The organism is Burkholderia sp. Ax-1719 (assembly GCF_011753055.1).
GTDB lineage: Bacteria > Pseudomonadota > Gammaproteobacteria > Burkholderiales > Burkholderiaceae > Paraburkholderia.
Genome location: NZ_VWWJ01000004.1, coordinates 425,262 through 443,041, shown reverse-complemented (window position 1 = coordinate 443,041; position 17,780 = coordinate 425,262). Strand labels below are relative to the sequence as shown.

Genomic DNA, 17,780 nt, shown 5'->3' with positions numbered 1-17,780 from the left:
CGTTGAACTAAAGAGGGCGTCGGCTAATTCAATAAAAGAACCTGAGAGAACCGACTTCGGCCGATTCAAATAGAGAGCCTGATATACAGGCCGTCGGCCGGGTCAATCAAAAAGAACCTGAGAGAGCTTCAATCCATCAGCTTGAGCACGTCGTTGTAGAGCGCACGGGGCACGCGAACGCCATGGCGTTCGCTGCGCTCCCGAGCCTCGAAACGACGCTGCGAAGGCAGTCTTGCCCCTTGATCGACAATGGCTTCGAATAGACGCTCGGCACGCGCCTGGCCGGCGGCGTAGTCGCTGGTCGATTCATCGCCTGAAAAACGCTGCGGGTCGATGGCGATCACCAGTTCGCCATGGCATGGGCTGGCGCCCGCGCCATCGTCGAAGGCTTGCGATTCCATGCTGGTGAGATCGCCGATCAAGGCGCCCGCGAGCAACTCCACCATCGCGGCCAGTGCCGAGCCTTTATGGCCGCCGAACGTCTGCATCGCCCCGTCGAGCGCCGCGCGGGCGTCCGTGGTTGGATGGCCATCGCGGTCTATCGCCCAGTGCGAGGGAATCGGTTTACCTTCGCGGGCGTGTAGTTCGATATCGCCGCGTGCAATGGCGCTGGTTGCAAAATCGAAGACAAAGGGGTAACCATTGGCGCGCGGCCAGGCGAAGGCGATGGGGTTCGTGCCGAATACGCCGCGCGTGCCGCCTGCGGGCGCGACCCAGCTGTGGCTGGGATTCATTGCGAGACCCACCAGACCTTGCGCGGCGATCGCCTCGACTTCAGGCCAGAGCGCTGAAAAATGGAAACAGCGCTTGATCGCCATGGCCGCGAGGCCTTGCTTACGGGCTTTTTCCGCCAGCACGGGCAGCCCGGTTTCGAATGCTAGCAGCGAAAAGCCATAGTGCGCATCCACGGCGAGCACGCCCGGCGCCATGTCGCGCAACGTCGGTTCCGCGCGCGGATCGACCTTGCCGCTTTGCACCGAGCGCACGCAGCCCAGCAGACGATAGAGCCCGTGCGAATGACATTCGTCGCGCTGGCCCTGGGTGATGACGCGCGCAATCGCGTCGGCGTGGGCCTGCGATACGCCGTGATGCACGAGCGTCTTGCGAGCCAGTTCGAAGAGTTCAGTCAGCGACAGCGCAACGTCATCATCCTGCTCAGTCATGCGGGGTTTCCTCACGGTGGAGCACGCCGTTCACGCGGCGCGCGAGACGTTGGGGATTGGCCTCGCGCAAAGCTGCGGGCAGCAGATCGTCGGGCCAGTCCTGGTACGAAACGGGGCGCAGGAAGCGCTCGATGGCGCGGCTGCCGACCGACGTGGTGCGTGCGTCCGAGGTCGCCGGGAACGGGCCGCCATGCACCATCGCGTGACCGACCTCCACGCCCGTGCCGAAGCCGTTGGCCAGCACGCGGCCTGCCTTGCGTTCGAGGGTTGGGAGTATGGTACGGCAAGCCTCGTGATCAGCACTTTCGAGGTGCACGGACACCGTCAACTGACCTTCGATTGACTTCAGCACCGCATGCAGCTCGTTCAGGTCCGTACAACGCACGATCAGGGAAGCCGGGCCGAACACTTCGGCGCGCAAGGCTTCATCGGTGAGAAAGGCCTGTGCCGATGTGGCGAAGAGCGCGGGCTGGGCGTCGAAGGGGCCGCCCTGCTTGTTGGTCTGCTCGTTAGTCTGCTCGTTGCCTTGCTCACTGGCTGCGAGACGTTCTACCTGAACGGCGCGGGCGAAACGCGCCACGCCAGCGCAATAGTTCGCGTGAATGCCAGGCGTGAGCATGGTCTGCGCTGCGGCATCGGCCAGCGCTGCGGTCGCCGCCTGCTCGAATGCGCGCAGCGCCTCGCCCTCCACGGCCAGCACCAGGCCGGGGTTCGTGCAGAACTGCCCGGCGCCCAGCGTCAGCGCCGCCGCGAACTGACGCGCGATCAGCTCGCCGCGCGCGGCTAGCGCTTCCGGCAACAGCACGACCGGATTGATCGCGCTCATTTCCGCGTAGACCGGAACCGGCTCCTCACGCGCGTTCGCGATCCTCATGAGCGCGACGCCTGCAGCACGCGAACCCGTGAATCCCACGGCCTTGATGCGCGGATCGGCAACGAGCGCACGGCCAATGTCGATGCCGCTATCGAACAGCAGCGAAAACACGCCCTCTGGCAAGCCGCATTGCGCCACGGCACGCTGGATCGCACGCCCGACGAGTTCGGACGTGCCGGGATGTGCGCTGTGCGCTTTCACGACCACCGGGCAACCCGCCGCAAGCGCCGAAGCGGTGTCGCCACCGGCCACCGAAAACGCCAACGGAAAATTCGATGCACCGAACACCGCCACCGGGCCCAATGCGATATTGCGCAGACGCAGATCCACACGCGGCATGGGCTTGCGCTCAGGCTGCGCAGGATCGATGCGCGCATCGACATAGTCGCCCTGGCGCAGCACGGCCGCGAACAGTTCGAGCTGACCGACCGTGCGCGCGCGTTCGCCTTCGAGGCGCGCGCGCGGCAAACCGGTTTCGGCCATGCATCGTTCAATCAGCACGTCGCCGATCGATTCGATCTGTTGTCCTATCGTTTCCAGAAATGCGGCGCGTGCTTCGAGCGAGGTTTCCCGATAGAGATCGAATGACGCTTCGGCAAGCGCGCAGGCGCGCTCCCGATCGATGACGCTGGCGCCGCCGAATGCGGGTTCGAGCGCTTCGCCCGTGCGCGCGTTGACGCCATTAAAAGCGCCGTTATCGCCGCTCACGCTGGCCGCGCCGATCAACGACTGTCCGGAAATGCTAAAAGTGCTTTCGCTCATGGTGCTTCCTGCAAAGAACAACCGGGCCGGCGTGGCCCGGTTCAATCAACGGATAAGGTGTGATGGCGTGACGTTACTGATCGTCTTCGTCGAGACGCAGTTTGCTGGCCGGTACGCCGGTATTCGCACCCCAGTAGTAGATGCCGAGGCTGGCGAGCGCCACCACAACGGTGTCGTACGGATGCGCAAGCGTACCCGTACCGCCGAAGCTGCCCTGCCACGACAGCAGGATCATCACCCCGTAAAACGCGATCAGCCAGAGCGACGAACGCACCTGCTCGGCCAGGCTCAGATCGCGCGTCGGCACGAAGCGGCCGGCAGCGAGATAGATCACGAACATGACGATCTGCAGTCCCAACAACCACGACACCGTGCCCCAGCCCGACCAGTAAACGATCAACGCGGCAATCACGAACGACACCGGCCCGACGATACCAAAACGTCCCACGCGAAACGGGCGCTCCAGATCAGGCGCATTGCGGCGCAAGGCGGCGACCGAAATCGGCGCGACCGCGTAGCTCAGCACCAGCGCCGCCGACACCACGTTGATCAGCGCTTCCCATGAGGGAAACGGCAGCGTCCAGAACACCGCCAGCGCGAACGTGAGCCACAGCCCGGGACGCGGAATGCCCGAGGCCGCATCCACACGCGTAAACACACGGAAAAACGTGCCGGTTTTCGCCCACGCGTAGACCACGCGCGGCGTCGCGTTCATGTAGATGTTGCCGCAACCGCTCGGCGAGATCGCTGCATCGGCCACGACCATATAAGCGAGCCAGCCTACGCCCAGCGCAAGTGCGATGTCGCGATACGGCAGCGAAAACGCCTTGCTCACGCCATCCCAGCCGCTCTTGAGCATATCGGTCGGAATGCTGCCGATAAACGCCAGTTGCAGCAGCACGTAAATCAGCGTGGAAAGCAGCACGGAGAGAATCAGCGCAACAGGAATCGTGCGTTGCGGATTGCGCACCTCGCTCGCCACCGAGATGATCGGCGTGAGGCCCAGATAGGCGAAGATAATGCCGCCCGCCGAGACCGCCATTTCGACGCCCGAAAGACCGAACGGCGCGAAGCCGTGCACGCTCAGATTCGCGGGTTTGAAAAACGTGAACAGCACGCCGATCACCGAAAGCGGCACGATGAACTTGAAAATGCTGATGAGATTATTCGCGCGCGCGAATGTTTTTACGCTCGAATAATTGAGGCGGAAAAACAGCCCCAGCAGCGCGAGCTGGACCAACCAGCCCACGGTAGTGGGATTGCCTGAACCGGGCTGGCTCAGCATGGGGAACCACGCGGCCGCATATTGGCGCGCGGCGACGACTTCAATCGCAATCAGGCTTGAAAATGCGATCAGCGTGACAAAGCCCATCAGGTAGCCCAGCAACGGGCCGTGCGAAAACACCGGATAACGCACCACGCCGCCCGCGCGCGGCAATGCCGCGCCCAGTTCGCAATAGACGATACCGAGTAGCAGCACCGCGAAGCCGCCGATCAACCAGGAGACGATACCGGCGGGACCGGCAATGGCCGACACGTGGCTTGCCGCAAACAGCCAGCCCGAGCCGAAAATGGCGCCCAGGCCGATAAACGTGAGATCGGTCAGGGACAACTGCTTCTTGAAACGACCTTCGCCTGCCTGTTCCGATGCTGCGGTGGCTGCGCCATCGCGAACCGGCAAAGGACGATGTAAATTGCTTTGACTGGACACAGTCGAGTCTCCTGTATAGGAATAAGCGCTTGAGCGTTCTGCTGCCGCATCGACGTGCGAAAGCCTGAAACGTGGAAGGTGCGGTGCGCTATAGGTGCGGTAGGACGCGAGTGACTACGCGAGAAGCGCGGGAAAATCGATGCCTGGCATCAATGCGCGAAAGGACTGCTGACGGCGGAAATCACTCCGCTCCATGGAATAGCGTTGCTGCTCACAGTGCCAAACTCCTTCGTTGTATGCATCGCGCCAGATCAGCGGCGATGCGAAGAAGTATCGCTATCCATATTCGGTTCGGCTTGAGGACTTTCGCGTCTCAGCGTGACGAATTCGGCACAATGACGGATATGCGCACGCATGAACGAATCACTTGCGTTAACGCTATCGGGGACAACACTTAGATTTTTGAGCGTGATACTGGTGGGGCCGCTCGATGGTTTTTATTCGGCTGGCGTCGCTTGCGGATGCAGCAGCGCACGATATTGGCTCGGCGTCAGTCCCACAGTAGCCTTGAATTGGCGCGTGAATGCGCTGTGATCGTTATAGCCGCAGCGTGTGGCGATTTCGGTAATCGTCGAATCGCTTGCGAGTAGTTCGGATGCTGCATCCAGCCGCGTCTTCAGCAGCATTTGACGCGGCGTGAGGTGAAAGACCTTGTGGAAATAGCGTTCGACCTGCGCCACCGACATATCGATCAGCGTCGCCAGATTCGAAAGTTTCAGGGGCTGCGCGTAGTTGTCCTGGATATATTTCGCCGCAAGGGCCACGCGCTGATACGCCGGATGCGTGCCCTCCGCCGCCTGCAGATCGCGCGAGATACCGGCGACGCCCAGCACGCGCCCTTGCGCGTCGTGCAGCGGCACCTTGGAGGTCAGGCACCAGCCGGGCTGGCGTCCGGGATAAAGATGTAATTCGAGCTGGTCGATCAGGCGGCTGTTATCACGCACTACCGCTTCGTCCTGCTCCATGTAGATGTGCCCGAAGCGCGAGGGGAACACCTCGGCCGCCGTCTTGCCCAGCAATGCGCGGCGATCCTTGCAACCGCAGCGCGTCGCCAGCGTGGCGTTAACGATCACGTAGCGCGCCTCATGGTCCTTCACGAAGAAGACCACATCGGGCATGGCGTCGAACAGCGGTTCGAGCAGGGAGAAATGCGCCACCATCTCCGGGAGCGTCGTGTTTGCGCTAAGGGCGGGCAGGAGCAGGTCGGGCATTGCAAGGCGTGGCAAGTCGGGATCGGCTCGATTATGCCTTCGCCGCCCGCGCTTGCCCACCTGCAAAGAAAAAACGGGCGGCGCTTTTGCACCGCCCGTATGAGCGCTTCACGCCTGCGTTTGCGCCTCCATCAAGGTGCCGATGCGCGCGGGCGAGAACGGAGGGCGCGGTCCGTTGCGCGACCAGCCCAGACAGAACGCGGCGGCTTCGCCGCAGATCTTGCCCTGGCACGGTCCCATGCCGCAGCGCGTGTGCAGTTTGGCGTCGCGCCAACTGCGATGCTGCGCGGCATCCGCAAACCGCACGTCTTCGCAGCGGCATAGCACGGTGTCGGGCGTGGCGAGGCCGCGCAATTGCGGATCAAGCGCGAAGGCCGCGTGCATCCGCGCAGCGAAACGACGGTAGCGCTCACGCTCGCCAAACAAAGTACGCGCCTGCGTGACGTTGCCGAGCGCGGCATGCGCTGCGATCTGTCCTTCCAGCGAAGCCAATTCCATGCCGCCCACGCCCGTGGACTCTCCGGCTGCATAGATATTCGCCTGCGTGCTGGCCTGCAATTCATCCACGACGATCGCGGCAACGCCTTGCGTTTCCTCGATCCGGCAGCCCAGCGCCGTACCCAGCTCGGTATTGGGCACGAGACCAAAGGCGCACGCAAGCCGGTCGCAGGCGATCTGAGTTTGCTTGTGCCCCTGCTGCACCGTCACCTGCGCCAGCTTTCCGTCGCCCTGAGCGGCGCTCACGTGCGCGCCGCACAGATACGGCGTCGCACGTAGATCGAAACGCATGCGCGCCGCCTGTACAAGTTTTGCCGGCGTGTGGATGAGCGACGCCGCAAACCCGCGCACAGCCAGCGCAGACGCCTGTTCGACAATCGCCGCAATCTGCGCGCCCTGTTCGCGCGCCGTCACTGCAGCGGCCCACAAAAGTGGCCCGGTACCGGCAATCACGATGCGCTCGCCGCGCACCGGCAGGCCCCCCTTGATGAGCGCCTGCAAGCCCCCTGCTCCCGTCACGCCCGGCAGCGTCCAGCCAGGATACGGCAGAAAGCGCTCGCGCGCCCCGGTGGCGATTATCAGCTTGCTATAGCCAACGGTGAAGCCTCGTTCGGCGTCCTCCACCAGCAAGCGGCCGGCACCTTGAGCCTGCACGACACGCGTACCGCTCAGATACGTGACGTTCGCCGCACCACGTATCGCGTCGATGGCATCGCGCGCCCGGCCTTTGGCTTGATGCTGCGGACCTTGACGCCAGATCTGACCTCCCGGCAGCGCGTTGTCATCGACGATGCCGACTGTCACGCCCGCCTGCGCAGCGACGCGCGCGGCATTCAAACCCGCTGGCCCCGCACCAATAATAAGGATATCGAAATTCATATCGAAGACCTCGCGGTCCTGATGTCCATGCCTTGCGCACAGAGCGTCTGACATGCGAGCCGATGGCGCACGCCGTCTATCGTCACGCGGCACTCCTGGCACACGCCCATCCCGCACAACGGCCCGCGTTGCGCGCCACTCACCGATTCGCGCGTGACTACGCCAGCATTGCCGGTCGCGAGCGCGATGGCGGCCACCACGGAACTGCCGCGCGCGACCTGCACGCTGCGGCCATCTACATCGAGCGTCAACATCTCAGGCATGGCTGACTCCGGCTTCTGCGAAACGCGCGGGACGATACGGCGCGGGGTCGATGGGCAATACATCGCCCAGATCGAGCATTTGCGCGGCAATCAGCTTGCCCGTGGCGAGCGCGGTCGTTACACCCAGGCCTTCATGCCCCGTCGCGAGCCACGTGGATCGGTGGCAGGTGTCGCTCGTAAATGGCCCCGCTGGGCCGATCAGCGGCAAGCCATCGCTCGTTGCAGGGCGAAAACCGGTCCACGCGCGGATGGCGTTGAGCGTCGGCAATTCGGGAAGATACTGCGCGGCGCGGCGCAGCATGCGCGCGAGGATTTCGGGTTCGATGGCCGGATCGACACTGTCGAACTGGCGCGACGATCCGATCAGGATCTGCCCCGTAGGGCGCGGCTGCACATTGAAGGCCACCGAAGTGCCGCTCGCGTTGTGTGCGCTCTTGATATAGCCGAGTTCCAGAATCTGATGGCGGATCGTGCCGGGATAGCGATCCGTAATAATCAGATGTCCTTTTTTTGCCTGCATCGGCAAACCGGGTAGCAGATCGGCGGCCTGCAGACCGTTGGCCAGCAGCACCGCGCCCGCCGCGAGTGTTTCGCCGTTGGCCAGCACCACACCCTGGCGATCCACGCGCGCAACCTGCGCATCGAGCCGGCACGTCACGCGCCCTTTCACCGGCTGCGCGAGCAGCCACGCGGCGGCAGCGGGCGCATAGACCACGGCGTCGTCGGGGAGCAGCATGCCGCCGCGCAGGCCTTCGCACAAGGCGGGTTCGGCTTCGCGCACCTGCTGGGCGTCGAGCAGCGTACACGCTACGCCCGCAGCCGCAAGCGCCTGCTGACGCGTTTGCGCGAGTTCGTATTCCTCGTCGTCAACGGCCACCCAGAGCGTGCCGCAACGCACGAACGCCTCGCGCTGGCTCAGGCGCGGCGCAAGATCGAGCCACAGATCGCGCGACCACCCCGACAACGCAAACTCGGCGGGACTGTCGTCCATCAGCACCAGATGGCCCATGCCTGCCGCCGTCACGCCGCCGCCAACGCCTGCGCGGTCAAGCACGAGCACATCCGCGCCCTGCTGCGCCAGTTCGTGCGCGCAAGCCGCGCCGACGATGCCCGCGCCCACCACGATCACATCGGGACTCGAATGCAACGGCTTGCTCACGCGCGGATGCCCCATGCGAAGGGATCGTCGGCGGCGAAGATCAACTTCGCTTCGGCGCTAACGTGAGCGCTACCGCGAATGCTCGGGCGCACGTAGCTCCGGCCCGCGTCTTGCGCGTCTGCGCGTGAAGCTTCGTACGGCTCGTAGCTCGCCTCGAACACGCTGCCGATGATGCTTTCCTGACGCCAGATCGCGCCAGGCGCAAGAACAGCATCCGCTGCCAGACAGGCGATTTTCGCGCTGGTGCCCGTGCCGCATGGCGAGCGGTCATACGCCTTACCGGGGCATAGCACGAAGTTGCGGCTATCGATGCCCGGCACGCTGGAATCCGCGAAGAGTTCGATATGGTCGATCAACGCACCGCCTTCGCCAGTAATGCCGTTGGCTTCGAGTGCCGCGCGGATTTTCCATGCGACATCCGTAAGCGACTCCACCTGCGCGAAGTCGAGCGTCTGGCCGTGATCGGAAACGAGGAAAAACCAGTTGCCACCCCAGGCGATATCGCCATGCACGCGGCCAAGGCCCGGCACGTCCAGCGGCACTTCCGTGCGATAACGGTAGGCGGGCACGTTATGGACGCTCACGCTGCCGTCGTCGTGCAATTCGGCTTCAACCACGCCCACGGGCGTTTCGACGCGATGCACGCCGGGCGCGATACGCCCCATATGCGCGAGCGAAACGATCAATCCGATCGTGCCGTGCCCGCACATGCCGAGAAAACCCACGTTATTAAAGAAGATGACGCCAGCCGAACAGCTGGGATCGTGCGGTTCGCAGAGCAGCGCACCGACCATCACATCGGAGCCGCGCGGCTCGTTGACCACGCCTGCGCGCACGTGATCGAAATCGCGCCGAAAGATTTCAAGCCGCTCAGCGAGCGGGCCGCGGCCCAGATCCGGGCCGCCTTCGACGACGAGCCGCGTGGGCTCGCCGCCGGTATGGGAGTCGATAACGGTAACGGTGTTCATGTCGACAATCGTAGGCATCGACCGCAAGGCCGTCTTGTTCGAACGGCCCCGCAGCGATGACGATTTCTGCACAGGGCGGAAACCGCGTTGCCCCCTTATTTCGTACCCACGGTCTGCAACGGCTTCCACGCGCCATTGACGACCTTGTACACAGTCACACCGCCATACTTGAGATCGCCGTACTGATCGTAGGCCAGCTCGCTGGTGGTGACGCCCTTCATGTTGGTTGCCTTCAGCGCGGTGAGGAAGACATGCGGATCGGTGGAGTCGGACTTCTTCATCGCGTTGAACACGGCCATCGTGCCGTCATAGGCGTACGGCGCGTACAACTCCACGGGCTGGTTGAAGCGCTTCGCGTAGCGCTCGCCGAATGCCTTGCCGCCCGGCATCTGCGCCAGCGGACTGCCTTCCGATGCCGCCAGCGTGCCTTCCGAAGCCTCGCCCGCCACCTTGATGAGATTGTCGGACTGCAGCATATCCGGGCCGATCAGCACGGATTTGATCGCCAGCGAGCGCATCTGCTTGAGCATCGGCGCGGCCTGGGTATCGGCGCCGCCGTAGAAGACGGCATCGGGATTCGCAGCCTTGATCTTGGTGAGAATCGCGCGGAAATCCACGGCCTTGTCGCTTGTATATTCCTCGTCCACGACGGTTGCGCCCGCTGCCCTGGCCGCCTTGGTGAACTCTTCCGCCACGCCTTGGCCATATGCGGTGCGGTCATCGATGATCGCCAGGCGCTTGAATTTAAGGCCCTTGACGGCGTAATCGCCCAGCACGCTGCCAAGCTGCGTATCCGAGGTCAGCAGACGGAAAGTCGTGGGCAGGCCCAGGCGCGTGTAGGTCGGCGAAGTCGCCATGGCGATCTGCGGCGTGCCCGCTTTCGCGTAGATCGGCGCGGCCGGAATGCTGGTGCCCGAGTTGTAGTGGCCGATCACCGCCACCACGCCATCGTCCACCAGCTTCTGTGCAACGGTCGTACCTGTGCGCGGGTCGGCCTGGTCGTCCTGGGCGTCCAGCACAAAGCGCACAGGCTTGCCGCCGATGACGGGATTAGTCGCGTTCATGTCCTCGATGGCGAGCTGCACGCCGCTGCGGAAATCCGCGCCGTAGTGCGCCTGACCGCCGGTGAGCGGCGCGGCAAAGCCGATCTTGATATCGACCGGCGACGCCGCGTAGGAGCAAGGTGCGCCAGCCAGGGCCAGGCCCATGACTAACGCGCTGGAAATAGCCGTTCGCTGAAATTGCATTGTTGTCGTGCTCCTCGATAATGGAAAACCCCGTGACCCGCAGCCTCCGTGGCGCAGTGGCTCCGTGGCCGTTGCGGGTACTTGCCTCGCGCTGTTCCGGCTCGACCGGTAGTGGGCTGGGAGCAATATAAGATTCCAAAAATCGAGGAGTCTTGACGAAATTCGACACCGGAAATGCAGAAATCGGCATAGCGCCAGTCAGCATTTCCTTAATAGAGCCGACAAAGAAAAAGCGCCCAACAGGGCGCTTTCGTTTGCTGCTTCGCAGCAGGTACTACGACTGCCAGCGATCCTGAAGCCTCAGGCATTCACCTCTTTCGACCAGCCCGCGTACCAGTTGCGGAACAACGCATACTGGGTTTGCGCGTAGTTGCGCTGCGCGTCGCTCAGGACATCGGTCTCGTTGAAATGCAGCGTATATTCCTTATCGCCGTTCAGGACCATCAGATACTTGTAGTAGAGGACCAGATCGGTGCCTTCGTCGAACGAGGACAGCACGGCGAGTGCCGATTCCAGTTCGCGCGCCTGACGACGTGCGGTGACATCGCCCTTGGCGGCCTTGCGGCACAGGTCGACCAGTTGCAGGACTTCACGCGGCAGCGCATTGCCGATGCCGGTGATCGCGCCCGTTGCGCCGCAGTTGACGAAGCCGTGGAAAACCTGCGTGTCGACGCCAGCCATCAGCGTGACGCTGTCGTCCTGGCTGGTGATGTGCTCGGCGGCGTAGCGCATGTCCGCAGCACCGCCGAATTCCTTGAAGCCGATCAGGTTCGGATACTTCGCGCGCAGTTCGAAGAACAGATCGGCGCGCGTGGCGAAGCCGTAGTACGGGCTGTTGTAGATCACCGCGGGCAGCGCGGGCGCGGCTTCGAGAATCGCCGAAAAGTGCGCTTTCTGCGCAGCCGGGGATGCGCCGCGCGACAGCACGCGCGGAATCACCATCAAGCCGCTGGCGCCCACCTTCGCCGCGTGCGCGGCATGCGACACGGCTTCCTTCGAGTTGACGGCGCCCGTGCCGACGATGGTCGGGACGCCGGCTGCCACGAGGCGCGCCACGCCTTCCTGACGCTGCGCTTCACTCAGCAGCGGCCAGTCGCCCATCGAGCCGCAGTACACGACCGCCGACATGCCGATATCGATCAGTTCGCGCCCCTTGGCGACGAGTGCGTCGAAATCGGGCGTGCGATCTGCCTTGCACGGCGTCATGAGGGCCGGAATCGTACCCGTGAAGATGTTGTTGCTCATGATGTTCTATGGATCCTCAATAATCTGGAAGCCGCATTGCGGAATGCTCGCTCGTAGAACACGCCGTCCCGGCAAGCGGGACGCGGCCCGCATCGGGGCCGCCATCGGCGACGGGGGGCGTGGGGTCGCTGCCTCGTCCGTGAGCCGATTGCCGCGACCGTGTTCATGGCGCTAATCGTAGGCAACGCAGAAATAGCCGTCTTGCTTCCGTGGCCCGGTTCTGATGACGATTTCTGCATAGGGGCGACATTGCGCACGATCTGCCCCCATCTCCCCTCCCCATCCCGCAAAGCTGAAGCGTCCCGGCACGCTCACGCCTATCTCTGAATCGAACTCCTCCTAAAGACCTGGCCACCCAGGATTTCTAAGATGGTCTTCGGGTCAAGCGCGATCAAACGATCGGGCGCCGGCGGTGCCCCCAAACGAACACACCTTAGTCATTCCGCCGATTTGTCACATGGAGTCTTGAATGAAGCAAACCAAACTCGCTGCCATGCTTGCTGGCGCAGCCATTGCCGCCCTGTCCGCGATGTCGGCTTATGCCGCTGACGGCACCATCACGATCAACGGCACCGTCACCGACACGACCTGCTCGATCAACGGTGCAGCGTCGGGCACGCCCGCCGATCTGGCTGTGACCTTGCCTGCAGTTCCGACCGGCTCCCTGGCAACCGCTGGCGCCATTGCCGGCACGTCGAACCCCGGCGACATCCAGTTCAACATCAGCGGTTGCTCGGGTACGGCGACGAAGGCCGTGGCGCATTTCGAAAACAGTCCTACCGTCGACCAGGCAAGCGGCTATCTGCTGAACCAGGCGAGCGCTTCGCCTGCACAAAATGTCGAGGTCCGCCTGCTGAACGCCTCCATGCAGCCGATCAATGTCGTCACCGGCGCCAACAACACGCTGGCCGCAAACGGCGCGACGATCACGAGCGGCAATGCGGCGCTCCAGTACTTCGCGCAGTACTACGCAACCGGGAAGGCACAAGCCGGTAACGTCAACTCGTCGGTGCAATACACGATGCAGTATCAGTAAGCGCATCGACTGGCGCCGCGCCGGCAGGCCTGCGGCCGGCGCCATCGGGCGACTTGATTCCAATGTCGAAGTCCATGGTGAGTGAGATGAAAAAAGCGAGAAAGTATTTCGCATTGCTTATTACGAGTGCTGCACTGGTGACAGGAGTCGCTCAGGCAAGCGTGGTTGTTGGCGGAACACGCGTCGTGTACCCCATGGATCAACGCGAAGTTTCCGTCAAGCTGACCAACGATAGCGCCAACGCGTCACTGGTCCAGGTGTGGATCGACGACGGCGACGCGAACGAAAAGCCCGCTGACAGCAAGGCGCCCTTCGTCATCACCCCGCCCATCTTCCGCATGGACGCGGGCAAATCGCAGACGCTACGCGTGATCTATGGCGGCGCCGCGTTGCCCCAGGATCGCGAGTCCGTCTACTGGCTCAACGTGCTGGACATCCCGCCCAAAGCGGAGGAGCAGCCAGGCGCCAACACGCTGCGGTTCGCGTACCGGACACGTCTCAAGGTCTTCGTGCGCCCCAAAAAGCTGCCGGGCAATCCAGACGAAGCACCGCGTCAGCTCGACTGGAAGGTCGTTCCCGCGAACCAGGGAAGCGGTCAATCACTGGCCGTCACGAACCCTACGGCGTATCACGTTTCGTTCAGTGAGATCAGCGTGCTCGCGGACGGCCACATCTACAGGAACGACAAGGGTGGCATGGCAACGCCCAAAGGCCAAAGCCTCATCGACATCCCGAAGATGAGTGGCGTACACGGCGGCAAGGTCCACTACATCGCCATCAACGATTTTGGCGGCGCAATCGAAGGTGACGCGACGCTCGCCCCATGACGCAGACGTTTCCACCAACTTTCTTTTTCTTATTGATTCGCAGTCCATGAGATTACGCCACCCGTCACCGTCGCCAGCGGCCACCTGTTCGCCCGCCTTCAGGCTGAAGCCGTCCGCGGCTATCGTCCTGTCCGTGCTTGGGCTGCTAGGCTTCACAGGTGCAAGCGACGCGGTGGCAGCGCCAACCGGAAAACAGACCGAATTCGACACGATCTTTCTGCAGGTCGACCCGAAACAAAGCGTCGACATCCCGCGCATCTCGCAAGGCAATCTGGTCACGCCCGGTGCTTATGTGGTGGACGTCTGGATGAACGACGCCCGCGTGGCACATGACGAATTGCGCTTTGACGCAGCGCCCGACGGCGGCAGCGCACGCCCCTGCCTCACTCGCATCACGCTTGAAAAGTATGGCGTCGATTTCGCGAAGGTTGGGATTGATAACAAGGACTTCGCAAAAATCGGAGCCGACGCGTGCGTCGACTTAAGCACGGCGATTCCGGGCGCGCAAGCGGACTTCGACTTCGAAGAGCAGAAGCTCGCCATTACGGTTCCGCAAAAGTACATGCGCAACACGGCGCGCGGCTATGTGCCGCCCGAGTTGTGGGACAACGGCGTGAGCGCCGCTTTTCTGAACTACAACGCCAGCGCATATCGCGCGAACGGCAATGGTGTGCGCTCGCAACAGGAATATCTTGGCCTGAACGCCGGTGTGAATGTGGGCGGATGGCATTTCCGTCACCAGTCGTCGATCACGTCCGGAACGGGCCAGCCGACACAGCTCGACAACATCGCGACCTACGTGCAGCACGACGTACCGAAGCTGCGCGCACAAGCGACCTTCGGCGACTCGCAGACCACGGGCGATGTGTTCGACAGCGTGTCGTTTCGCGGCGCCCAGCTCGCCACTGACGACCGCATGTCACCCGAGTCGCTGCGCGGCTATGCGCCGCTCGTTCGCGGCGTCGCCGATTCGAATGCTCGCGTAACGGTGCGTCAGAACGGCCAGGTGATTTACGAAACGACCGTGCCGCCGGGGCCATTCGAGATCAACGATCTCTATGCGACCGGCTATGGCGGCAATCTCGACGTCACCGTCACAGAGGCCGACGGCCGCACGAAGCAGTTCAGCGTGCCGTATGCGTCGGTGCCGCAACTGCTGCGACCCGGCACGACTCGCTTTGCTTTCACGGCGGGTCAATTGCGCGACGACTCGCTGGAAACCAAACCTGAATTCGCGCAAGTGACCGTGCAGCGTGGCATCACCAACTCCGTCACACTGTACGGCGGCGCGATCGCGTCGACCGGCTATGCGGCGGTGAATATGGGCGCGGCGCTCAACACGAAATATGGCGCGTTCGCCTCCGACGTGACAGCGGCACGCACCGAAATCCCGGGAACCTCGACGGCACAGGGATACAGCCTGCACATCGGTTACAGCAAGCTGGTGGACTCGACCAACACGAACATTTCGGTTGGCGCGTATCGGTTTTCGAGCGCGAACTATCTGAGTTTTGCCGACGCTGCTCGCGTGCGCGACGTGGCCATGCACGGCACCACCGGCGACACAACCGACCGTCAGCGCGGCAGATTGCAGCTCACGCTGAACCAGTCGCTCAAAGATCATGGCTCCGTGTACGCAGATGTATCGTCGCAGAGCTACTGGAACCGCCCGGGGCGCGACCTGTTTTATCAGGTCGGCTATTCGAACGTCTTCAAGTACGGCACGTATAGCGTGTCGGCAAACCGCATGCGTGACGCCAGCGGCACGATGTCGAACGAGATCATGCTGAGCACGTCGATCCCGCTTGGTCATTCGCAGCACGCCCCGCAACTGACTACGAACCTGAATCTCGGCAGCGGATCGTCGAACCTGCAGGCCAACATCAGCGGAACAGCAGGCGAGCACAATCAGTATTCGTACAACGCATACGGCAGCGCAACCCAGGACTCGTCCGCTTCAACCAACGCAACTGCCGGGGCGAGCGGCGCCTGGCGCACGCCTTACGCGCAGTTGAATGCCTCGGCGAGCGGCGGCGTTCGCTCGTCCCAGGTATCGGTGGGCGCGAGCGGCTCGATCGTCGCGCACCCAGGCGGTATCACGCTCTCGCAAACCGTTGGCGACACCTTCGCCGTGGTGGAAGCAAAAGGCGCGGAAGGCGCCAGCGTATCAAACGCCACAGGCGTGAAAGTGAATAGCCACGGCTACGCGGTGGTGCCCTACCTCACACCGTACGGCATGAATACCGTCGATCTCGATCCCAAGGGCACGTCCGCCGATGTCGAGTTCGAATCAACTTCAGAGAAGACCGCGCCTCATTTTGGCTCGATCGTCATGCTCAAGTACAAGACGATGAACGGCCGGGCCGCGTTGATCCGCGCGCCGCAATCGAGTGGCGAACCGTTGCCGTTCGGAGCCGATGTGGCCGACCAGAACGGGCGCAGTGTCGGCACGGTCGCACAGGACAGCCGCATTTTCGTGCGCGGCATCGAAGACAGCGGCACGCTCGTCGTCAAATGGGGCGAAAACGGCCAGCAATGCAGCATCCGGTATGCGCTGCCGACCAAAGCAAAAAAGAGCGACGCCGTAGAGGCATACGACAGCGTCGAATCGCATTGCCTGCCCGCACCCTCAGGCGTCACCGCCTCAAACGGAAATCACGGCGCAACCGACTGAAACTACCTGGAGAAAAACTCACTATGAAATCCGCCTGGCACCGCTCTATTTTGCTGCTGCTCTCCTTCGTAGTCGCACTGTCCGCGCTATTCGGCGCGCCCAAAGCCCACGCTGGAACCATTTCGTGCGATGTGACAAGTTTATCGAGTTACACGCCCGTGATTGGCGCCAACAGCTTTGGCCGCGATGCGCCCATCGGCAGCACGACCGCTTCCTATCCCACGTCATTCAGCTTCAATTGCCCAGGTGACCCCTGTTGCGACCGCGATATTTTCGTCGCCTTTGCCCCGCAGCCGAGCACGCTCATATCCGGCTACAAGAACGTATATCAAACCAATGTGCCTGGTATCGGCGTGCAGTACACGATTACCAATGGCGCGGGCACGTCGTGCAACGGCCTGCCATTGGCCGTATCGAAAACTTCAACCCAGGTGACCTGTCATCAACTGGTTGCGGCTGCGTCACCGGGATACAACTACATGCTGACCGTCGCCGTACAGTTCATCAAGACCGGCGCAATATCGCCCGGTGCGCTGACAACGATCCCGGCTCTATCGGTAACCAACTACATCAACAATCAGTCGGGCACGTATCCATGGGGCAACCTGTACAGTGGTTCCGCTTCGGGCAGTTTCAGCAGCATCGCCTGCTCGGTCAAGCAATCGGCCATTCAGGTCACGTTGCCACAAGCCAGGACGAAGGATCTCGGAAGCGTCGGCGCCACCACGGGAGCAACGCCATTCGCGCTGGCGCTCGACTGCGATCCGGGCGTGAACGTGGCGGTCACCTTGACCGATGCGTCCAACCCCGCGAACCGGTCCACGACGCTTGGCGCCGCGCCTGGCTCGACGGCCGGCGGCGTAGCGCTGCAGATTGTGAATGGCGCAACGGCCGTTGCCTACGGTCCGGATTCGGCAGTAGCGGGCAACGTCAATCAATGGTCGGCAGGCCGAACTGCGGGCGGAGCCTACGACGTCCCGCTGTCCGCGCAGTACGTGCGCACTTCGGCGGCGTTGACCCCCGGGACGATCAACGGCGTGGCGACTTTTACGATGTCGTATCAGTGAGGTGGTTTGGTCGAGCGTGGCGTGTCTTGTGAAACTGGGACCGGTACGGTGCTCCTCGCCAGACGCGCACAGCGTGGGCCTGCAGATGCAGCGCCTCCCTCACGCCGACGATGCCCGCGCCCAGAACGATCGTTTACTTGCTCATTTTTCATCTGGAATCCCAACTACTTTTCCGTTTTGTGTGAATTTTGTATGG

14 protein-coding genes are annotated in these 17,780 nt (G+C 62.8%); 4 read left to right on the top strand and 10 right to left on the bottom strand.

The features are described from left to right. Positions 1-128: 128 nt before the first annotated feature. The 10 genes from F3J17_RS11500 to F3J17_RS11455 all read right to left on the bottom strand — a co-directional run bounded on the left by F3J17_RS11500 (position 129) and on the right by F3J17_RS11455 (position 11,980). On the bottom strand, positions 129-1,163 hold the full coding sequence (locus tag F3J17_RS11500; RefSeq protein ID WP_167057648.1) for an Ldh family oxidoreductase: 1,035 nt from the start codon (positions 1,161-1,163) through the stop codon (positions 129-131). Continuing rightward, the gene (locus tag F3J17_RS11495; protein ID WP_167057645.1) at positions 1,156-2,799 is read right to left on the bottom strand and encodes an aldehyde dehydrogenase (NADP(+)); all 1,644 of its coding nucleotides are present in this window, start codon (positions 2,797-2,799) and stop codon (positions 1,156-1,158) included. Before F3J17_RS11495 ends, F3J17_RS11500 begins: the two co-directional genes overlap by 8 nt. A gap of 73 nt (positions 2,800-2,872) precedes the next feature. Continuing rightward, on the bottom strand, positions 2,873-4,480 hold the full coding sequence (locus F3J17_RS11490; RefSeq protein WP_167057847.1) for an APC family permease: 1,608 nt from the start codon (positions 4,478-4,480) through the stop codon (positions 2,873-2,875). Between the two features lie 467 nt (positions 4,481-4,947). Beyond that, positions 4,948-5,721 (bottom strand): AraC family transcriptional regulator, encoded by a 774-nt coding sequence (locus tag F3J17_RS11485; protein WP_167057642.1) that lies wholly within the window; start codon positions 5,719-5,721, stop codon positions 4,948-4,950. A gap of 108 nt (positions 5,722-5,829) precedes the next feature. Beyond that, entirely contained in the window at positions 5,830-7,098 is a 1,269-nt protein-coding gene (locus F3J17_RS11480) for an FAD/NAD(P)-binding oxidoreductase (protein ID WP_167057639.1), read from the bottom strand. Continuing rightward, positions 7,095-7,361 (bottom strand): (2Fe-2S)-binding protein, encoded by a 267-nt coding sequence (locus tag F3J17_RS11475; protein ID WP_167057636.1) that lies wholly within the window; start codon positions 7,359-7,361, stop codon positions 7,095-7,097. Before F3J17_RS11475 ends, F3J17_RS11480 begins: the two co-directional genes overlap by 4 nt. Continuing rightward, positions 7,354-8,535 (bottom strand): FAD-dependent oxidoreductase, encoded by a 1,182-nt coding sequence (locus tag F3J17_RS11470; RefSeq protein WP_167057633.1) that lies wholly within the window; start codon positions 8,533-8,535, stop codon positions 7,354-7,356. The genes F3J17_RS11475 and F3J17_RS11470 overlap by 8 nt, the downstream gene beginning before the upstream one ends. Next, positions 8,517-9,497, bottom strand: a complete 981-nt coding sequence (locus tag F3J17_RS11465) for a 4-hydroxyproline epimerase (RefSeq protein WP_345891176.1) — start codon at positions 9,495-9,497, stop codon at positions 8,517-8,519. The genes F3J17_RS11470 and F3J17_RS11465 overlap by 19 nt, the downstream gene beginning before the upstream one ends. Positions 9,498-9,583: 86 nt before the next feature. Continuing rightward, complete coding sequence (locus tag F3J17_RS11460) at positions 9,584-10,735, bottom strand: branched-chain amino acid ABC transporter substrate-binding protein (RefSeq protein WP_167057627.1); 1,152 nt, start codon at positions 10,733-10,735, stop codon at positions 9,584-9,586. 300 nt (positions 10,736-11,035) lie between these two features. Then, positions 11,036-11,980 (bottom strand): dihydrodipicolinate synthase family protein, encoded by a 945-nt coding sequence (locus F3J17_RS11455; RefSeq protein WP_167057624.1) that lies wholly within the window; start codon positions 11,978-11,980, stop codon positions 11,036-11,038. A 469-nt stretch (positions 11,981-12,449) separates the two neighbouring features. On the opposite strand from F3J17_RS11455, the gene F3J17_RS11450 reads away from it, so the two are divergent. The 4 genes from F3J17_RS11450 to F3J17_RS11435 all read left to right on the top strand — a co-directional run bounded on the left by F3J17_RS11450 (position 12,450) and on the right by F3J17_RS11435 (position 17,584). Then, positions 12,450-13,016 (top strand): fimbrial protein, encoded by a 567-nt coding sequence (locus tag F3J17_RS11450; protein ID WP_167057621.1) that lies wholly within the window; start codon positions 12,450-12,452, stop codon positions 13,014-13,016. Between the two features lie 62 nt (positions 13,017-13,078). Next, positions 13,079-13,843 carry a fimbria/pilus periplasmic chaperone gene (locus F3J17_RS11445; RefSeq protein WP_345891170.1) on the top strand — a complete coding sequence of 255 codons (765 nt, stop codon included), beginning with the start codon at positions 13,079-13,081 and terminating at the stop codon, positions 13,841-13,843. A gap of 46 nt (positions 13,844-13,889) precedes the next feature. Continuing rightward, entirely contained in the window at positions 13,890-16,517 is a 2,628-nt protein-coding gene (locus tag F3J17_RS11440) for a fimbria/pilus outer membrane usher protein (protein ID WP_167057618.1), read from the top strand. Between the two features lie 23 nt (positions 16,518-16,540). Then, complete coding sequence (locus tag F3J17_RS11435; protein WP_167057615.1) at positions 16,541-17,584, top strand: fimbrial protein; 1,044 nt, start codon at positions 16,541-16,543, stop codon at positions 17,582-17,584. The last annotated feature ends 196 nt before the right edge of the window (positions 17,585-17,780 follow it).